The 15814-nt window shown below is 66.0% G+C and carries 14 protein-coding genes and 1 pseudogene; 12 read left to right on the top strand and 3 right to left on the bottom strand.

The features are described from left to right. Window positions 1-46: 46 nt before the first annotated feature. On the bottom strand, window positions 47-1345 hold the full coding sequence (locus JDV09_RS14385) for an amidohydrolase family protein (protein ID WP_221369817.1): 1299 nt from the start codon (window positions 1343-1345) through the stop codon (window positions 47-49). 245 nt (window positions 1346-1590) lie between these two features. Here JDV09_RS14385 and JDV09_RS14390 point away from each other — a divergent pair, with 245 nt between their 5' ends. From JDV09_RS14390 to JDV09_RS14420, 7 genes are read left to right on the top strand one after another with little or no spacing between them, the layout of a single operon-like run. Beyond that, entirely contained in the window at window positions 1591-2121 is a 531-nt protein-coding gene (locus JDV09_RS14390; protein ID WP_221369921.1) for a carboxymuconolactone decarboxylase family protein, read from the top strand. Between the two features lie 5 nt (window positions 2122-2126). Beyond that, complete coding sequence (locus JDV09_RS14395) at window positions 2127-3458, top strand: aromatic ring-hydroxylating oxygenase subunit alpha (protein WP_221369818.1); 1332 nt, start codon at window positions 2127-2129, stop codon at window positions 3456-3458. After that, the gene (locus JDV09_RS14400; RefSeq protein WP_221369819.1) at window positions 3451-3780 is read left to right on the top strand and encodes a hypothetical protein; all 330 of its coding nucleotides are present in this window, start codon (window positions 3451-3453) and stop codon (window positions 3778-3780) included. Before JDV09_RS14395 ends, JDV09_RS14400 begins: the two co-directional genes overlap by 8 nt. Window positions 3781-3820: 40 nt before the next feature. Beyond that, complete coding sequence (locus tag JDV09_RS14405) at window positions 3821-5062, top strand: metal-dependent hydrolase family protein (protein ID WP_221369820.1); 1242 nt, start codon at window positions 3821-3823, stop codon at window positions 5060-5062. After that, complete coding sequence (locus JDV09_RS14410; RefSeq protein ID WP_221369821.1) at window positions 5040-5474, top strand: nuclear transport factor 2 family protein; 435 nt, start codon at window positions 5040-5042, stop codon at window positions 5472-5474. Before JDV09_RS14405 ends, JDV09_RS14410 begins: the two co-directional genes overlap by 23 nt. Beyond that, window positions 5471-6598 carry an acyl-CoA dehydrogenase family protein gene (locus tag JDV09_RS14415; RefSeq protein ID WP_221369822.1) on the top strand — a complete coding sequence of 376 codons (1128 nt, stop codon included), beginning with the start codon at window positions 5471-5473 and terminating at the stop codon, window positions 6596-6598. The genes JDV09_RS14410 and JDV09_RS14415 overlap by 4 nt, the downstream gene beginning before the upstream one ends. 14 nt (window positions 6599-6612) lie before the next feature. Continuing rightward, window positions 6613-7407, top strand: a complete 795-nt coding sequence (locus JDV09_RS14420; RefSeq protein WP_221369823.1) for an acyl-CoA dehydrogenase family protein — start codon at window positions 6613-6615, stop codon at window positions 7405-7407. Window positions 7408-7545: 138 nt separating this feature from the next. Here the strand turns inward: JDV09_RS14420 and JDV09_RS14425 are convergent. Beyond that, window positions 7546-8353 (bottom strand): annotated as a pseudogene (locus JDV09_RS14425) (enoyl-CoA hydratase). A gap of 131 nt (window positions 8354-8484) precedes the next feature. Between JDV09_RS14425 and JDV09_RS14430 the strand changes: the two are divergent. The 5 genes from JDV09_RS14430 (at window position 8485) to JDV09_RS14450 (ending at window position 14150) form a co-directional block, all read left to right on the top strand. Beyond that, the gene (locus JDV09_RS14430; RefSeq protein WP_221369824.1) at window positions 8485-9204 is read left to right on the top strand and encodes a TetR/AcrR family transcriptional regulator; all 720 of its coding nucleotides are present in this window, start codon (window positions 8485-8487) and stop codon (window positions 9202-9204) included. 319 nt (window positions 9205-9523) lie between these two features. Beyond that, window positions 9524-10648 (top strand): cytochrome P450, encoded by a 1125-nt coding sequence (locus JDV09_RS14435; protein WP_255605386.1) that lies wholly within the window; start codon window positions 9524-9526, stop codon window positions 10646-10648. Window positions 10649-10703: 55 nt separating this feature from the next. Continuing rightward, the gene (locus JDV09_RS14440) at window positions 10704-11540 is read left to right on the top strand and encodes a mycofactocin-coupled SDR family oxidoreductase (RefSeq protein WP_221369826.1); all 837 of its coding nucleotides are present in this window, start codon (window positions 10704-10706) and stop codon (window positions 11538-11540) included. 10 nt (window positions 11541-11550) lie between these two features. After that, window positions 11551-12642 (top strand): phosphotransferase, encoded by a 1092-nt coding sequence (locus JDV09_RS14445; RefSeq protein ID WP_221369827.1) that lies wholly within the window; start codon window positions 11551-11553, stop codon window positions 12640-12642. A gap of 56 nt (window positions 12643-12698) precedes the next feature. Then, a complete protein-coding gene (locus JDV09_RS14450; RefSeq protein ID WP_221369828.1) occupies window positions 12699-14150 on the top strand; it encodes a WS/DGAT/MGAT family O-acyltransferase in 1452 nt (483 codons plus the stop codon). A 1-nt stretch (window position 14151) separates the two neighbouring features. Here the strand turns inward: JDV09_RS14450 and fadD12 are convergent, their stop codons facing one another. After that, complete coding sequence (gene fadD12, locus JDV09_RS14455; RefSeq protein ID WP_221369829.1) at window positions 14152-15813, bottom strand: acyl-CoA ligase FadD12; 1662 nt, start codon at window positions 15811-15813, stop codon at window positions 14152-14154. Window position 15814: the final 1 nt, after the last annotated feature.

Here is a 15814-nt window from a genome sequence, read left to right on the forward strand (position 1 = left end):
CACTCGCTGTTTGGCTGCCGGAATGCCAGTTCGGCGGAGATGTCGTTCAGTCGGTGTTGCCGGACAGTTCCTTGGCGCTGGCGGCGAAGTCGGCGAAGGACGTCGTCACGGTCTTGTCCTTGTTGGACAGGGCCTGAATCGAGACGTCGTGGCCCTCTGCGGCCTTGCGCAGCGCACCCACGGTGGCCTGCTCCTTGGGGATGTGGCTGAACGGATCCCAGTGATACCAGCGCATCGCGTTCTGATAGGTCATCTTGTCGACCTCGTCGTCGGGCACGTCGTTGGCCTTGAGCACCTCGTCGAGCTGCTCGGGCGCCCCCGGCCACATCGAGTCGCTGTGCGGGTAATCGGCCTCCCAGCAGATGTTGTCCACCCCGATCTGATGCCGCGTGCTCACCCCCACCGGATCGGCGATGAAACAGGTCAGGACGTGCTCCCGGAACACCTCGCTGGGCAGTTTGCCCTTGAAGTCCTGCCCCGTCCACGTCGAATGCATCTCGTAGGTGCGGTCCACCCGCTCCAGGAAATACGGAATCCACCCGGTACCGCCCTCGCTCAGCGCGATCTTCAGATCGGGATACTCCTTGATCGGGCGCGACCACAGCAGATCGGCGGCCGCCTGCACGATGTTCATCGGCTGCAGCGTGATCATCACGTCCATCGGCGCGTCCGGAGCGGTGATCGCCAACCGCCCCGACGACCCGATATGCACGTTGAGCACCGTGTCGGTGTCGACCAGGGCGTCCCACATCGGCTTCCAGTAGTCGAAATCGTGGAAGCTCGGATACCCCATCGCCGACGGGTTCTCGCTGAACGTCAGCGAATGCACACCCCGCGCCGCATTACGCCGGATCTCCGCCGCGCACGCCACCGGATCCCAGATCACCGGCAGCGTCATCGGGATGAACCGCGCCGGATAGGCCCCGCACCACTCCTCGACATGCCAGTCGTTGTAGGCCTGCACCAACGCCAACGAGAACTCCGGATCCTCGGTGGCGAACAGGCGACCCGCAAACCCCGGGAACGACGGGAAACACATCGAGCCCAGAATCCCGCCGGCGTTCATGTCCTTGACCCGCTCGTCGACCTGCCAGCAGCCCGGCCGGATCTCGTCCAGACCCTGCGGCTCCAGCCCGTATTCCTCCTTGGGCCGGCCCGCCACCGCATTCAACGCGACGTTCGGGATCACCACGTCACGGAACTGCCAGGTATCCGACCCATCCGGGTTGTGCACCAACCGCGGCGCCTCATCCAGATATTTCTTGGCCAGATGGTTCTTGAACATGTCCGGCGGCTCGACAATATGGTCATCGACGCTGATCAGAATCATGTCGTCCTTGTTCACGACGACTCTCCTCCCGCCACAACGGCACCTGGGGTGTTGTTCTCCTACTGAGGAAACTAGCTTCTCCGCCAGAGAGAATCAATGTCCGATAGTGGCGTCATGGCTTCCCGTCAGCGGACTTGCCCATTACCGGTGGGCGGACTGACCGGCGGATCTAGCCTTGGGCGTTGACTCGTTCACAAAAAAGTGGAAATCTATTGGCGAAATATGAGAACCTGATTCTCATGAGCGAGAGGAGCATGACGGTGCGAGTCGCCCCACTGCCCACCGACGAGTGGGACGAGGCCGTCGACCAGGCACTCTCGGGCATGCTGCCGCCGGAGCGACGCAACCCGGCCGGGGCCGGCAACCTGCTCGCAACGATGGTGCGCCACCCCAAGCTCACCCGATCGTTTCTGCGGTTCAACAACCACCTGCTGTTCAGCTCGCCTCTTCCCGCCCGGCTGCGGGAGGTCGCGGTGCTGCGGGTGGCACACCGCAGCGACTGTGAGTACGAGTGGCAACACCATGTCGACATGGGTCGTTCCGTCGGCCTGTCCGACGCGGACATCGAGGGCATCACGCGCGGCGAGGCTGCCGACGAGCTCGACCGTGCGGTCATTTCGGCGGTCGACGAGCTCAGTAACGACGCGGTGGTGTCCGACCCGACCTGGGCGGTACTGTCCGCACATCTCGACGAGCGCCAGCTGATGGATCTCGTCTTCACGATCGGCTGCTATGGCTCCCTGGCCATGGCGATCAACACCTTTGGCGTCAAACCCGATGAGGAGAGGTAGACACCGTGTCATTTTTCCCGAAACCCAAAGCTGGGAGCTGGACCGAGAACTGGCCCGAACTCGGCACGGCACCGGTCAACTACGAGGACTCGATCGATCCCGAACAGTGGAAGCTCGAGCAGCAGGCCATCTTCCGCAAGACCTGGCTGCAGATGGGTCGCGTGGAGCTGATCCCCAAGAAGGGCAGCTACGTCACCCGTGAGCTGCCGTCGGTCGGTCCGGGCACATCGATCATCATCGTCAACGACGGTGAGCAGATCCGCGCGTTCTACAACCTGTGCCGCCACCGCGGCAACAAGCTGGTGTGGAATGACTATCCGGGCGAGGAGACTTCCGGAACCTGCCGCCAGTTCGTCTGCAAGTACCACGCCTGGCGCTACGACCTGCAGGGCAATCTGACCTTCGTCCAGCAGGAGGGTGAGTTCTTCGACCTCGACAAGGCGGACTACCCCCTCAAGCCCGTGCGCTGCGAGGTCTGGGAGGGCTTCATCTTCGTCAATTTCGACGACGACGCGGTCTCGCTGGAGGAGTACCTGGGTGAGTTCGGCCAAGGCCTGAAGGGTTATCCCTTCCACGAGATGACCGAGCATTACAGCTACCGCGCCGAGATCAACTCCAACTGGAAGCTGTTCATCGACGCGTTCGTCGAGTTCTACCACGCTCCGATCCTGCACATGAAGCAGGCGGAGAAGGAGGAGGCCGAGAAGCTGGCCAAGTTCGGCTTCGAGGCGCTGCACTACGACATCAAGGGCGATCACTCGATGATCTCGTCCTGGGGTGGCATGAGCCCGCCGAAGGACCTCAAGATGGTCAAGCCCATCGAGCGGATTCTGCACAGCGGCCTGTTCGGCCCGTGGGACCGGCCGGACATCAAGGGGATCCTGCCCGACGAGTTGCCACCGGCCATCAACCCCGGCGGCCACTCGACGTGGGGGCAGGACTCCTTCGAGTTCTTCCCCAACTTCACCCTGCTGTTCTGGGCGCCGGGCTGGTATCTGACCTACAACTACTGGCCCACCGGTGTCGACACGCACATCTTCGAGGCCGACCTGTACTTCGTGCCACCGAAGAACCTGCGCCAGCGACTCTCGCAGGAACTGGCAGCGGTCACCTTCAAGGAGTACGCGCACCAGGACGCCAATACGCTGGAAGCGACCCAGACCCAGATCGGCACCCGGGCAGTGGTGGACTTCCCACTGTGCGACCAGGAACTTCTGCTACGCCACCTGCATCACACGGCACACAAGTATGTGGACAGGTACAAGGCGGGCCTCAACGGCGATTCAGCGAATGGCAAGACCGCCACCACCAGCCAGAAGGATCACGCAAATGTCTAAGCTGCCAGAGGAATTCGCGGACCTGGAGAAGTTCAGCGACTGGTGTCTGCCCACCGAGGAAGAGCGCTACCAGAAGCGACTCAATTCGTCGATGGAGGAGATGCAGGAGCTCTACGATGCCGGCATGGCGCGCCTCGAGGACATCATGGTCTACGTCGACGAGCGATTCCCGCTCGACTCGATGCCGGAGGACGCCAAGGCCCTCGTCCATCTGGGGCAATCGATCGTCATGGTGAGCTTCCCGGTCGAGGTGTGGAAGCAACCGCGCGTGCTGGATGCCGGCGCCGCATACGTCCAATGCATCAAGGAGCCGGTGGTCTGACTTGTCGGCTCTTCGCGCAAGCGGCTCATCGCAGGGTGCGGTGGCGACCCTCAAAGCCGCGGGTCTGCTCGATGTCGATGCCGGGGAGATCATTCGCCCCGGCATCGTCCACGTCGAAGACGGCGTGATCGTCGGCGTCGGTGGCGCCGCACCGCAAGGGGCGGAGTCGTCGGCCGTCATCGACCTGGGTGACGCCATCCTGCTGCCCGGCCTGATGGACATGGAGGTCAACCTCCTGATGGGCGGGCGGGGCGAGAACCCCGGCCTGTCGCAGGTGCAGGACGATCCGGCCATCCGGGTGCTGCGGGCGGTGGGTAACGCGCGCCGCACGCTGCGGGCCGGCTTCACCACCGTGCGCAACCTCGGCCTGTTCATCAAGACCGGCGGCTACCTGCTGGACGTCGCGCTGGGAAAGGCGATCAACGCCGGCTGGATCGACGGGCCCCGGATTATTCCGGCCGGCCATGCGATCACCCCGACCGGCGGGCACCTGGACCCGTCGATGTTCGCCGCGTTCATGCCCGGTGTCCTCGAACTGACCGTCGAGGAGGGCATCGCCAACGGCGTCGACGAGATTCGCAAGTCGGTGCGCTACCAGATCAAGCACGGCGCCCAGTTGATCAAGGTGTGTTGCTCGGGCGGCGTGATGTCGCTGACCGGAGAGGCCGGCGCGCAACACTATTCGGACGAGGAACTGCGCGTCATCGTCGACGAGGCGCACCGCCGCGGGCTGCGGGTGGCGGCGCACACCCACGGCGCCGAGGCGGTCAAGCATGCCGTCGCCTGCGGCATCGACTGTATCGAGCACGGCTTCCTGATGGACGACGAGGCCATCCAGATGCTGGTGGACAACGACCGCTTTCTGGTCAGCACCCGCCGGCTGGCGGAGGCCATGGACGTTTCGCACGCCCCGAAAGAGCTGCAGGCCAAGGCCGCCGAGATGTTCCCGAAAGCACGCACCTCGATCAAGGCCGCCTACGAGGCCGGGGTCAAGATCGCGGTGGGCACCGACGCTCCGGCCATCCCGCACGGCCGCAACGCCGACGAACTCGTCACGCTCGTCGACTGGGGTATGCCGCCGGCGGCGGTGCTGCGGGCGGCCACCGTGGTGGCCGCCGACCTGATCAACAAAACCGACCTCGGCCGGCTCGCCGAGGGCTACCTGGCCGACATCATCGCCGTGCCCGGCGACCCACTGGCCGATATCACCGTTACACGGAATGTCTCTTTTGTAATGAAGGGAGGTAAGGTCTTCCGCAATGAGCACGCCAACGAGAACTGACGACCTGGTCGAGATCCAACAGTTGCTGGCCAAGTACGCCGTGACCATCACCCAAGGGGACATCGACGGTCTGACCAGCGTTTTCACCCCGGACGGCACCTACAGCGCCTTCGGTGAGACGTACACCCTGAACCGGTTCCCGGTCCTGGTCGACGCCGCACCGAAGGGGCTCTTCATGACCGGGACCGCCCTGGTCGACCTCGTCGAGGGCGCCGACACCGCGACCGGAACCCAACCGCTGTGCTTCATCGAGCACTCCAAGCACGACATGCGGATCGGCTACTACCGCGACACCTACGTCCGAACCGACGACGGGTGGCGGCTGCGGACCCGTGCCATGACGTTCATCAGGCGCAGCGGTGACCACGACCACGGTCGGCCACATGCCATCGGCAGGCCCGAATCCGGATGACCGATCTGCACGATCCCGCACAGTTTCGGACTGCGCTTCGGACCTGGCTCGACCAGACCGACCTCACCCCGCCCGAGGATCACACCCTGGCGGGACACATGCGCCAGTTCGCCCGGGTGCAGCGGGCCCTCTACGACGCGGGATGGAGCCGATACGGGTGGCCCGAACACGCCGGCGGGCTCGGCGGACCGGCGATGTTGCGCGCTATCGTCGGCGAAGAGATTGTCGGTCGCCGGCTGGCCGAACCGGGCCCGTACTCCATGCTCGAGGTCCTGGCGCCGACGATGATCGACTACGCCGCACCGACGTTGGCCGCCGAGATGGTCCCGAAGCTGCTGAGCGGCGAAGAGCAGTGGTGCCAGGGGTTCTCCGAGCCGGGCTCGGGCAGCGACCTGGCATCGCTGACCACCCGCGCGGTGCCGGATGCCGGCGGTGAGCGCTACGTCATCAGCGGCCAGAAGGTCTGGACCAGCTTCGCCCAGTACTCACACCGCTGCATCCTGCTGACCCGCACCGGGGATGCCGACACACCCAATCACCAAGCGATCACCGCATTCTTCGTCGACATGGACACCCCCGGCATCACCGTGCGCCCGCTGCGCACCATGCACGACGTCGACGAGTTTTGCGAGGTGTATTTCGACGACGTCGTGGTGGATCGCTCACGGATGCTCGGCAAGCTCGGCGACGGCTGGCAGCTGGCGATGGATCTGCTGCCCTACGAGCGCTCGACCTGCTTCTGGCAGCGCATCGCCTACCTGTACTCACGCTTCGATGCGTTGGTGGACGAGGTGAAATCCCAAGGCCAGTCGGCGGATTCAGAGTTGGGCGAAGTCTATCTGGCCCTGCACACCCTGCGTTGCCGATCCCGGGCCACCCAGCACCGGCTTGCCGACGGACACAAGCTGGGTCCGGACACCTCGATCGACAAGGTGTTGTTGGCCGGCGCCGAACAAGGACTCTACGACACCGCCAGGCACCTGCTGCCGGGTGTCATCGAGCTGGACGGCACCGACTGGCGGACCGAGTTCCTGTACTCGCGTGCGGCCACCATCTACGGCGGCACCGCCGAAGTGCAGCGCAATATCATCGCCCGCCGGCTGCTGGACCTCGGGAAGGAATGAAAGTGGCCGCAGGAATGGATGAAGAATCACTCGAATTGCTCGAGGACGGGCTGCGTAAGACCATGCTGTCGGCCTCCGGCCCCGAGCTCGACGCCGCGCTCGCCGACCTGGGGTGGGCCGACATGCTGACCGAAATGCCTGAACACGCGATCCCGCTGGTGTTCCGCCTGCTGGGCGAAACCGGTTCGCAAGCTTCGGTTCTCGTCGACGTTGTGTTGCATGCGACCGGCAATGAGATCGGCTCCCCGGTCGAGTTGCCGCTGCCGTACGCCGGCAACAGTTGGGTGGTGTGGGACCGCACGGGCGCGGTGGAATCCACCCTGGGCGGGCTCCCACTGCGGCGGGAGGAAGAGGGGTACCCGATCCGGGTGGCCGAGGCCCGCGTTGCGGCGGGGTGGTGGCTGGTGGGTTCGGCACGCGCGATGCTGGCCCTGGCCCGGCAGCACGCGCTGGACCGGGTGCAGTTCGGCCGTCCGATCGCGTCGTTCCAGGCGGTCCGGCACCGGCTTGCCGAGACGCTGGTGGCCATCGAGGGCGCCGAGGCGGTCCTCGGCACGCCCATCACCGACAACCCCGACCTCACCGCGCTGCTCGCCAAGGCCGCGGCGGGCAAGGCAGCGCTGACCGCAGCCAAGCACTGTCAGCAGGTGCTCGGCGGGGTCGGCTTCACCGAGGAGCACGGTCTTCAGCATCACGTGAAGCGGGCCCTGGTGCTCGACGGATTGCTGGGCAGTTCAAGTGAACTCACCCGCAAAGCCGGCGCGGGACTGCGCGCCCGTGGCTCGGCCCCCCGCCTCGTCGACCTCTGACACTCGTTCCGTGAGCGTGCGTGTCTGTCCGTCGACGCGCCGCGTTGTGCGTCATTTCGCGCGCGCTCGGCGCGGATGAGTGCGCGCACTGGGCACAGGGTGAGCGTCACCCCACGCAGAGTGAGCCGCTGCCGGCCACTACTTGATGTTGGCCTTCATCTCCTCGAGGTTGACCAGCACCGGCCAGCCACCGACGCTGAGCGCATTGCCGTGGCCGGTCTGGTGCACGTCGAACACCGATTGGATCGCGGCGTAGAACCCCTGCACATCCAGGGTCTGGTTGACCGCACGCTTGGCCTGGCGCAACGCGAACGGCGGCATCTTGGCGATCTGCTCGGCCAGCGCACGCGTCTGGGCGTCGAGCTCGTCGCGCGGCACCACCCTGTTGACCATGCCGGTGGCGAGGACTTCTTCAGCGGTCATCGCCCGTCCGGTGAACAGGATCTCCTTGGCCATTCGGGGACCGAGTTCCCAGGTGTGGCCGTGGTATTCGACGCCGCCGATGCCCATCAGCACCACCGGGTCGGAGAAACTGGGCGTCGTCTGCAGCGATGATCAGGTCGCACGGCCAGCACAGCAACAGGCCCCCGGAGATGCACCGGCCCTGGACGGCGGCGATGCACCCGCCCTGGACGGCGGCGATGGACGGCTTGGGCACGTTGCGCCAGCGCAGCGTGTACTCCAGATAGCGCTTCGCCTCGTGCTGGATGATGAACTCCAGCGTGATCTTGTCCGGCACCGGACCGCCGCCACGTAGGTCGTGGCCGGCGGAGAAGTGCTTGCCGTTGGCGCGCAGCACGATCACCGAGACATCGTTGTCCTCGGCGGCCCGGGTCCAGGCGGCGTCGAGCTCGTCGAGCAGCTCGGGATTCTGCGCATTGGCCGCCTTCGGCCGGTTGAGGGTGATGGTCGCGATCCGATCGACCACGTCATAGCCGATGCACACGGGGTCCTCGGGTCTCTGCGGCCACAGCTCCAGATCTGGGCCTTCTGTTATCTCGGAAATGAGAATACTATTCTCGTGATGAGGAAGTTACAATCTCAGACACGCTCGCCGAGGGGGGGTCGAGGACCGCTATGGCAAGGCGTTCTCCGGTACAGTCAGTTCATGTTTCCCCCAATCGGGCCGCCGCCGAGCCGCCGGTGACCAGCCCCAGCGAAGAACCTGCCTGGAAGCAGCGCGCGGTGGAGCGATCGATCAAGACCGCCAAGCTCCGGGCCGCCCAGCGCGTGCAGCGATTCCTCGACGCCGCGCAGGCCATCATCATCGAGAAGGGCAGCACCGACTTCACCGTCCAAGAGGTCGTCGACCGCTCCCGCCAGTCGCTGCGCAGCTTCTACCTGCAATTCGACGGCAAACACGAACTTCTCCTCGCCCTGTTCGAGGATGCGCTGAGCCGCTCGGCCGACCAGATCAGGGCCGCCACCGCCAGCCAGGACGACCCGCTGGAACGGCTCAAGGTGGCGATTCAGCTGCTGTTCGAGTCGTCGCGACCGGACCCCTCGGCCAAGCGCCCGCTGTTCACCGACTTCGCGCCGCGACTGCTGGTGTCGCACCCGTCCGAGGTGAAGGTCGCCCATGCTCCGCTGCTCGCGCTGCTCACCGAGCTCATGGAGGAGGCCAGCGACGCAGGTCAGCTGCGTGCCGGCATCAACCCGAGGCGGATGGCGGCGATGACGATGCAGACCGTCATGTTCGTCGCGCAATCCAGCAGCGACGTCGGCGAGGGCGCGGCCCACCCCATCACCGCCGCGGAAGTCTGGGACTTCTGCGCACACGGTTTCTCCGCCGAATAGGCGAGAACCACACTCTCACCGCATTAGAATCTGGTTCGCTACATCGGAAGCGCGTTTCCGCAAAATAGCGCGATCAGAAGCTCTGTGCTGCCCTGCGGAGAGGGCAGTTCTTCACATTGGAGAGGATGGTTGCGACAGGCGAGCCCGGCATTGACACTCGCATGCCCGCGATGACAAGGTTGTGAGACAAATTTTAGTCAGTTGTCTTACGCAAAGGTCTGGCGAGAGGGACACAGTGACGATCAGTGCCGAGAACTCCACGACGCAGGATGCCTCGCAGGAGGACCTGTACTACGACCCGTACAGCGTCGACCTCAACATGAATCCGTATCCGGTGTTCGCCCGCATCCGCGAGGAGGCGCCGCTGTACTACAACGACAGGCACGACTTCTATGCGCTGAGCCGGTTCGACGACGTCAACAAGGCGCTGATCGATCACGAGACGTTCATCTCCGGCCGCGGCGCGCTGCTCGAGATCATCAAGTCCGGCATGGAGATACCGCCCGGGACGCTGATCTTCGAGGATCCCCCGATCCACAACATCCACCGCAACCTGCTGTCGCGGATGTTCACGCCGCGCAAGGTGCTGGCGCTGGAACCGCAGATCCGCGAATTCACCGCCCGCTGCCTGGATCCGCTGGTGGGCACCGGGCGTTTCGACTTCGTCAACGACCTCGGCGAGCAGATGCCGATGCGGGTGATCGGCATGCTGCTGGGGATTCCCGAGGAGGACCAGCGCCGGGTGACCGACCATGGCGAGGCCACCCTGCAGAGCAAGCAGGTGGACCTGCTGGCCACCGGGGAGGTATTCGCCGAGTTCATCGACTACCGCACCGAGCATCCGTCCGACGACATCATGACCGACCTGCTGACCGTCGAGTTCGAGGACGAAACCGGCACGGTGCGCCGCCTGGGCCGCGAGGAGTTGCTGATGTATCTCACGGTGGTCGCCACCGCTGGAGCGGAGACGACCACGCGCCTGATCGGCTGGGCCGGAAAGACCTTGGCCGAGTACCCCGATCAGCGCCGCGCGCTTGCCGAGAACCCCGCCCTGATCCCCCAGGCAATCGAAGAGATCCTGCGCTGGGAACCGCCCGCGCTGCAGATCGCGCGTTACGTCACACGGGATATCGAGTATTACGGTCGGACGGTGCCCGAGGGCTCGGCGATGTTGATGCTCGTCGGCGCGGCCAACCGCGACCACCGGCGGTTCCCCCCCGATGGCGACGTCTTCGACATCCACCGGGAACCACATTCGCACATGACATTTGGCGCTGGAACCCATTTCTGCATGGGTAACGCGCTGGCCCGGCTGGAGGGGCGCATAGCGCTCGAGGAGATCCTCAAGCGCTTCCCCGAGTGGGAGGTCGACTGGGCCAACGCGGCACCATCGCAGACCACCGCGGTGCGCGGCTGGCAATCCATGCCCACGATCATCGCCTGACCCGAAGCCCGAACAGACCGAATCCCAGCCCCGACAAGACAAGGACGAGACAACCATGGCAGGACGCGTAGAAGGCAAGGTCGCTTTCATCACCGGCGCGGCGCGCGGACAGGGGCGGGCGCACGCAGTGCGGATGGCCCAGGAGGGCGCCGACATCATCGCCGTCGACATCTGCAAGCAGATCGACAGCGTGCAGATCCCATTGTCCACTCCGGAGGACCTCGCCGAGACCGCCGATCTGGTCAAGAACGCCGGCGGACGCATCTATACCGCCGAGGTCGACGTCCGCGACTATGACGCGCTCAAGGCGGCCGTCGATGCGGGCGTCGAGGAGTTCGGCAAGCTCGACATCATCGTCGCCAATGCCGGGATCGGCAACGGTGGCCAGCTGCTGCACGAGACCAGCGAGCCGGACTGGGACGACATGATCGGGGTCAACCTGTCCGGAGTCTGGAAGACCGTCAAGGCTGGTGTCCCGCACATCCTCGCCGGCGGCAATGGTGGCTCGATCATCCTGACCAGCTCGGTAGGCGGGCTGAAAGCCTACCCGCACACCGGGCACTACGTTGCCGCCAAACATGGTGTGGTGGGCCTGATGCGGACCTTCGCCGTCGAGCTCGGCGCCCAGAACATCCGGGTCAACTCGGTGCATCCGACCAACGTGAACACCCCGCTGTTCATGAACGAGCCGACGATGAAGCTGTTCCGGCCCGACCTGGAGAACCCCGGCCCGGAGGACATGAAGGTCGTCGGGCAGCTCATGCACACCCTGCCCATCGGCTGGGTCGAACCCGAGGACATCGCCAATGCGGTGTTGTTCCTGGCCTCCGACGAGGCACGCTTCGTCACGGGTGTCACGCTGCCGGTCGACGGCGGCAGCTGCCTGAAGTAGCGGCGCGCACGTGGCGGCCACCGAGCTGGCCATCCCCCAGGGTTGGGATGAGATCACCCCGCAGTGGATCACCGCGGCGTTGGCGCCGCACTTCCCGGGAGCCGAGGTCGGGGATCTGCGGGTCGTGCTGCGCGACGACGGCACGAATCGGCGAGCCCGGCTGGCGCTGGACTACGTCGCGGGTAGCGGACCTGCGACGGTGTTCGGCAAGGCCGTGGATCCGGAGCACGCCGATCTGGTGGCGCTCACCAGCGGGCTCTATCACGAGCCGCGGTTGTTCTCGAGCGGGGTGACCCTGCCGCTGGATCACCCCGCGGTCTATGCCGCGATCATCGACGAGGACCGCCGCGACTTCCTGATGATCATGGAGGACGTGGTGGCCCGCGGCGCCGATCCCCGGGACTCCACCCGGCCGTTGACCGTGGAGGAGGCCGCCTCGGGCGTGCGGGGGCTGGCGCGGCTGCACGGCGCCTATTGGGGCAGTCGACTCACCGGTCGGCCCGAACTGGGGTGGGTGGAGCCTTTCGTGGCGTTTTCGGGTCTCGAGTACGCGCCCCTGCACATTGCCCACGAGCGCCTGGGCGACACGGTGCCGTCCGCGGTCCTGGCACTGTCGGGCACCGAGTTGTTCGTCGACATCTGGGCGCGCTACATCGGCACCCTGACCGCCGCGGGCACGCCACCGACACTGCTGCACGGCGATCCGCACATCGGCAACACCTACGTCGCACCGGACGAATCCGGTGCGCCGAATGTGGGGTTCCTTGACTGGCAGATGGTCCGGCGCGGGAGCTTCTCGCTGGACCTCGGCTATTTCCTGCAAGGCGCCCTCACCACCGCAGACCGGCGTGGTCACGAGCGCGATCTTCTCGCGGAGTACCGCCGGGCACTGCCGCTGCCCGACGACGAGGTGCCGACCGAGCAGGACGTCTGGCTGGGTTATCGGGCGTCGGTCGCGCATGGGCTGGCCATCTGGATGGCCACCCTCTCGGGCGGCGACGCATGGCAGCGGCCCGACATCTGCCTGGCATTCGCTCAGCGTTATGCGGCAGCGTTCGTCGACCTGGAGACGCCGGATGCGATCGACGCGATCAGCGCCTGACCCGTTTCGGGCGAAACACTCGCGGTCACAAGGCCCGAGTGGTTGCATGATTCACCATGAAACGGCTCAACGGCATGGACGCGATGCTGTTGTACAGCGAGACACCGAATCTGCACACCCACACGCTGAAGGTGGCGGTGATCGACGCCTCGCAATACAGCACTGCCCACGAGGGCGAGTACGGGTTCGAGGCGTTCCGGCGCACCATCGCCCGGCGCCTGCACCTGCTGGAGCCGCTGCGCTATCAGCTGGTCGACATCCCGCTGCGACTGCATCACCCGATGTGGCTGCAGAACTGCCCGGTCGACCTCGACTATCATCTGCGCCGGGTGCAGGTGCCCGCGCCCGGAGGCCGTCGGGAGCTCGACGACGTGATCGGTCGGATCGCCAGCACACCGCTGGACCGCACCAAGCCATTGTGGGAGTTCCACTTCGCCGAGGGCATGGCCGATCAGCGGTTCGCGGTTATCGGCAAGATCCACCATGCGCTGGCCGACGGCATCGCCTCGGCCAATCTCCTTGCCCGCTTGCTGGATCTAACCGGCGCCCCACAGAATGAGCGCGACGAACCCCCGTCACCCGCAACGGTGCCCACCAAGGGTCGGCTGCTCTGGGAGGCGCAGGTCGACCACGCCCAGAACATTGCCGAACTGCCCAGGCTGGTCGCCGACGCCGCACGCGGACTGGCCAAGCTGCGCAGGCGATCCAAGCAACGCACCGTCAACCCGGACCTGGCCAAGCCGTTCAACGCCCCGCCGACGTTTCTCAACCACGTCGTGTCGCCGGTGCGCACCTTTGCGACGGCCACCCTGTCCCTGGCCGAGGTCAAGGAGACGACCAAACACCTTGGCGTGACGTTCAACGACACGATACTCACCGTGGCCGCGGGAGGGCTGCGTGAGCTGTTGCTTCGCTACGACGGCCGAGCCGACCGCCCGATCCTGGCCGTCGTCCCGGTCGCGACCGACAAGTCCGGCGACCGGATCACCGGCAACGAGATCGGCGGAATGATGGTGTCGCTGCCGGTGCACATGGATGCGCCACTTCGGCGCCTGGAGCTGACGACGCTGTCCACCGCCCGCGCCAAGGAGACCAACGATCTGCTCGGCGCGACACTGGAGGGCCGGGCAATGGGGTACCTGCCGCCTCCGCTGGCACCCGCGGTGTTTCGCGCGCAGTCAAAGCGCGCCGACCACAATCGGCTGATGAACGTCGCGCTGTCCAACGTCGCCGGCCCACGGGAGCGTGGCCACATCGGTGGTGCCCCGGTCAGCGAGATCTACTCCGTCGGAGTGCTTTCCGCCGGGAGCGCGTTCAACATGACGGTGTGGAGCTACGTCGACCAGGTCGACATCGCGGTGCTCAGCGACGACCGCACCTTCAAGGATACGCACGAGGCCACCGATGCGATTGTGCACGCGTTCGACGAATTGAGGCAGGCCTGCGGGCTACCACCGGCCACCACCGTCGACACCGCTATGGGACCGGCTCCGGCCGGCGACAGCTAGCTCACCTGCCACGCAGTTCGCTGCGCAGGATCTTGCCGGTGCTGCTCCGCGGGAGCTCCGGCAGGATCGTGACGTCCCGCGGCACCTTGTAGTTCGCCAGATTGTCCCGCACGTGCTGCTTGAGCTCGTCGACCGACGGTGCGGCGGACCCGTCGCCGCGGAGCACCACCCACGCAGCCAACCGCTGGCCGTAGTCGTCGTCGTCCACCCCGAGAACGGCAGCCTCGGCCACGCCGGGATGTGCCGCCAGGACCCGCTCCACCTCGATCGGGTACACGTTCTCCCCGCCGGACACGATCATCTCGTCGTCGCGTCCGACCACGAAAAGCCGTCCGGCTCCGTCGAGATACCCCATGTCGCCGGAGGGCATGAACCCCTGATGGAACTCCTTGGTACTCCCCGAGGTGTACCCGTCGAACAGCGTCGAGCTGCGCACGAAGATCTGGCCCACCTCACCTGCCGGCAACTCGCGCAGGTCGGCGTCGAGGATGCGGACCTCGGTGCCGTCCGCGGGCCTGCCGGCGGTGTCGGGTGCGGCGCGCAGGTCGGTGGGTGTCGCCGTGGCGATCATGCCCGCCTCGGTTGCGTTGTAGTTGTTGTAGATGACGTCGCCGAACTGGTCCATGAAGGCCGTGACGACGTCCGGCCGCATCCGGGAGCCCGACGCGGTGGCGAACCGAAGCGACCGGCAACTGTACCGGCCGCGCACGTCGGCGGGCAGATCCATGATGCGGTCGAACATCACCGGCACGACTACCAGGCCGGTCGCCCGGTACTTCTCGATCAGTGCCAGCGTCGCCTCGGGATCGAATTTGCGGCGGGTCACGATCGGGCAGGCCAGCAGCGCGGCGAAGAGCAGTTGCGAGAACCCCCAGGCGTGGAACATCGGTGCGGCGATCACGATCGGTTCCTCGGCGCGCCAGGGAATCCGGTCGAGCACCGACTTGAGGTCAGCTGCACCACCGCTACCCTCGGAACGCTTGGCACCCTTGGGCGTTCCGGTCGTCCCCGAGGTGAGCAGGATGATGTCGCTGGCGCGAGCGGCCGGATGCGGGCGCCGGCCCAGATGCGTGTCGATCATCGATTCGAGCGCCGGGGTGTCATGACCATCTCCCGTCGCTCCGCTCGCCCCGGTGTCGTTGTCGACCCAGCCCAGGATCCTCACCGCATCAGGGGCGTTCTGCAATGCGCGTTCGACCGTCGCGGTGAACTCCTGGTCGTAGATCACGGTGATGGGCCTGCCGGCGCCCTCGCGGTCGATCACCTCGGCCAGCGCAGGTCCGGCGAAAGACGTGTTGAGCAACAGCACATCGGCCCCGATGCGGTTGGACGCGACCAGCGCCTCGATGAAACCCCGGTGGTTGCGGCACATCACCGCCACGGTCGCCGGCGAGCCCGCGCCGCCATCCTGTGAGTTCAGCTCCTGCAGTGCGACGGCCAAGGCGTCGCACCGGTCATCGAGCTGCTTCCAGGTCAGGGTGCCGCGTTCGTCGATGACGCCCGGGCGATCGGGGCAGCGCTGCGCCGCGGCGGCGAATCCGACCGTGGCGGTCAGCCCCGCGCGCCGCATCGCCGCGCCCATCCGCAGGTAGCGGTCGGGCCGCATCGGTGCGATCAGCCGGGACCGCCACAACGTGGCGAGCAGACCCAGGTGATCCGCCACG

Source organism: Mycolicibacterium xanthum, assembly GCF_019710635.1.
Lineage (GTDB): Bacteria > Actinomycetota > Actinomycetes > Mycobacteriales > Mycobacteriaceae > Mycobacterium > Mycobacterium xanthum.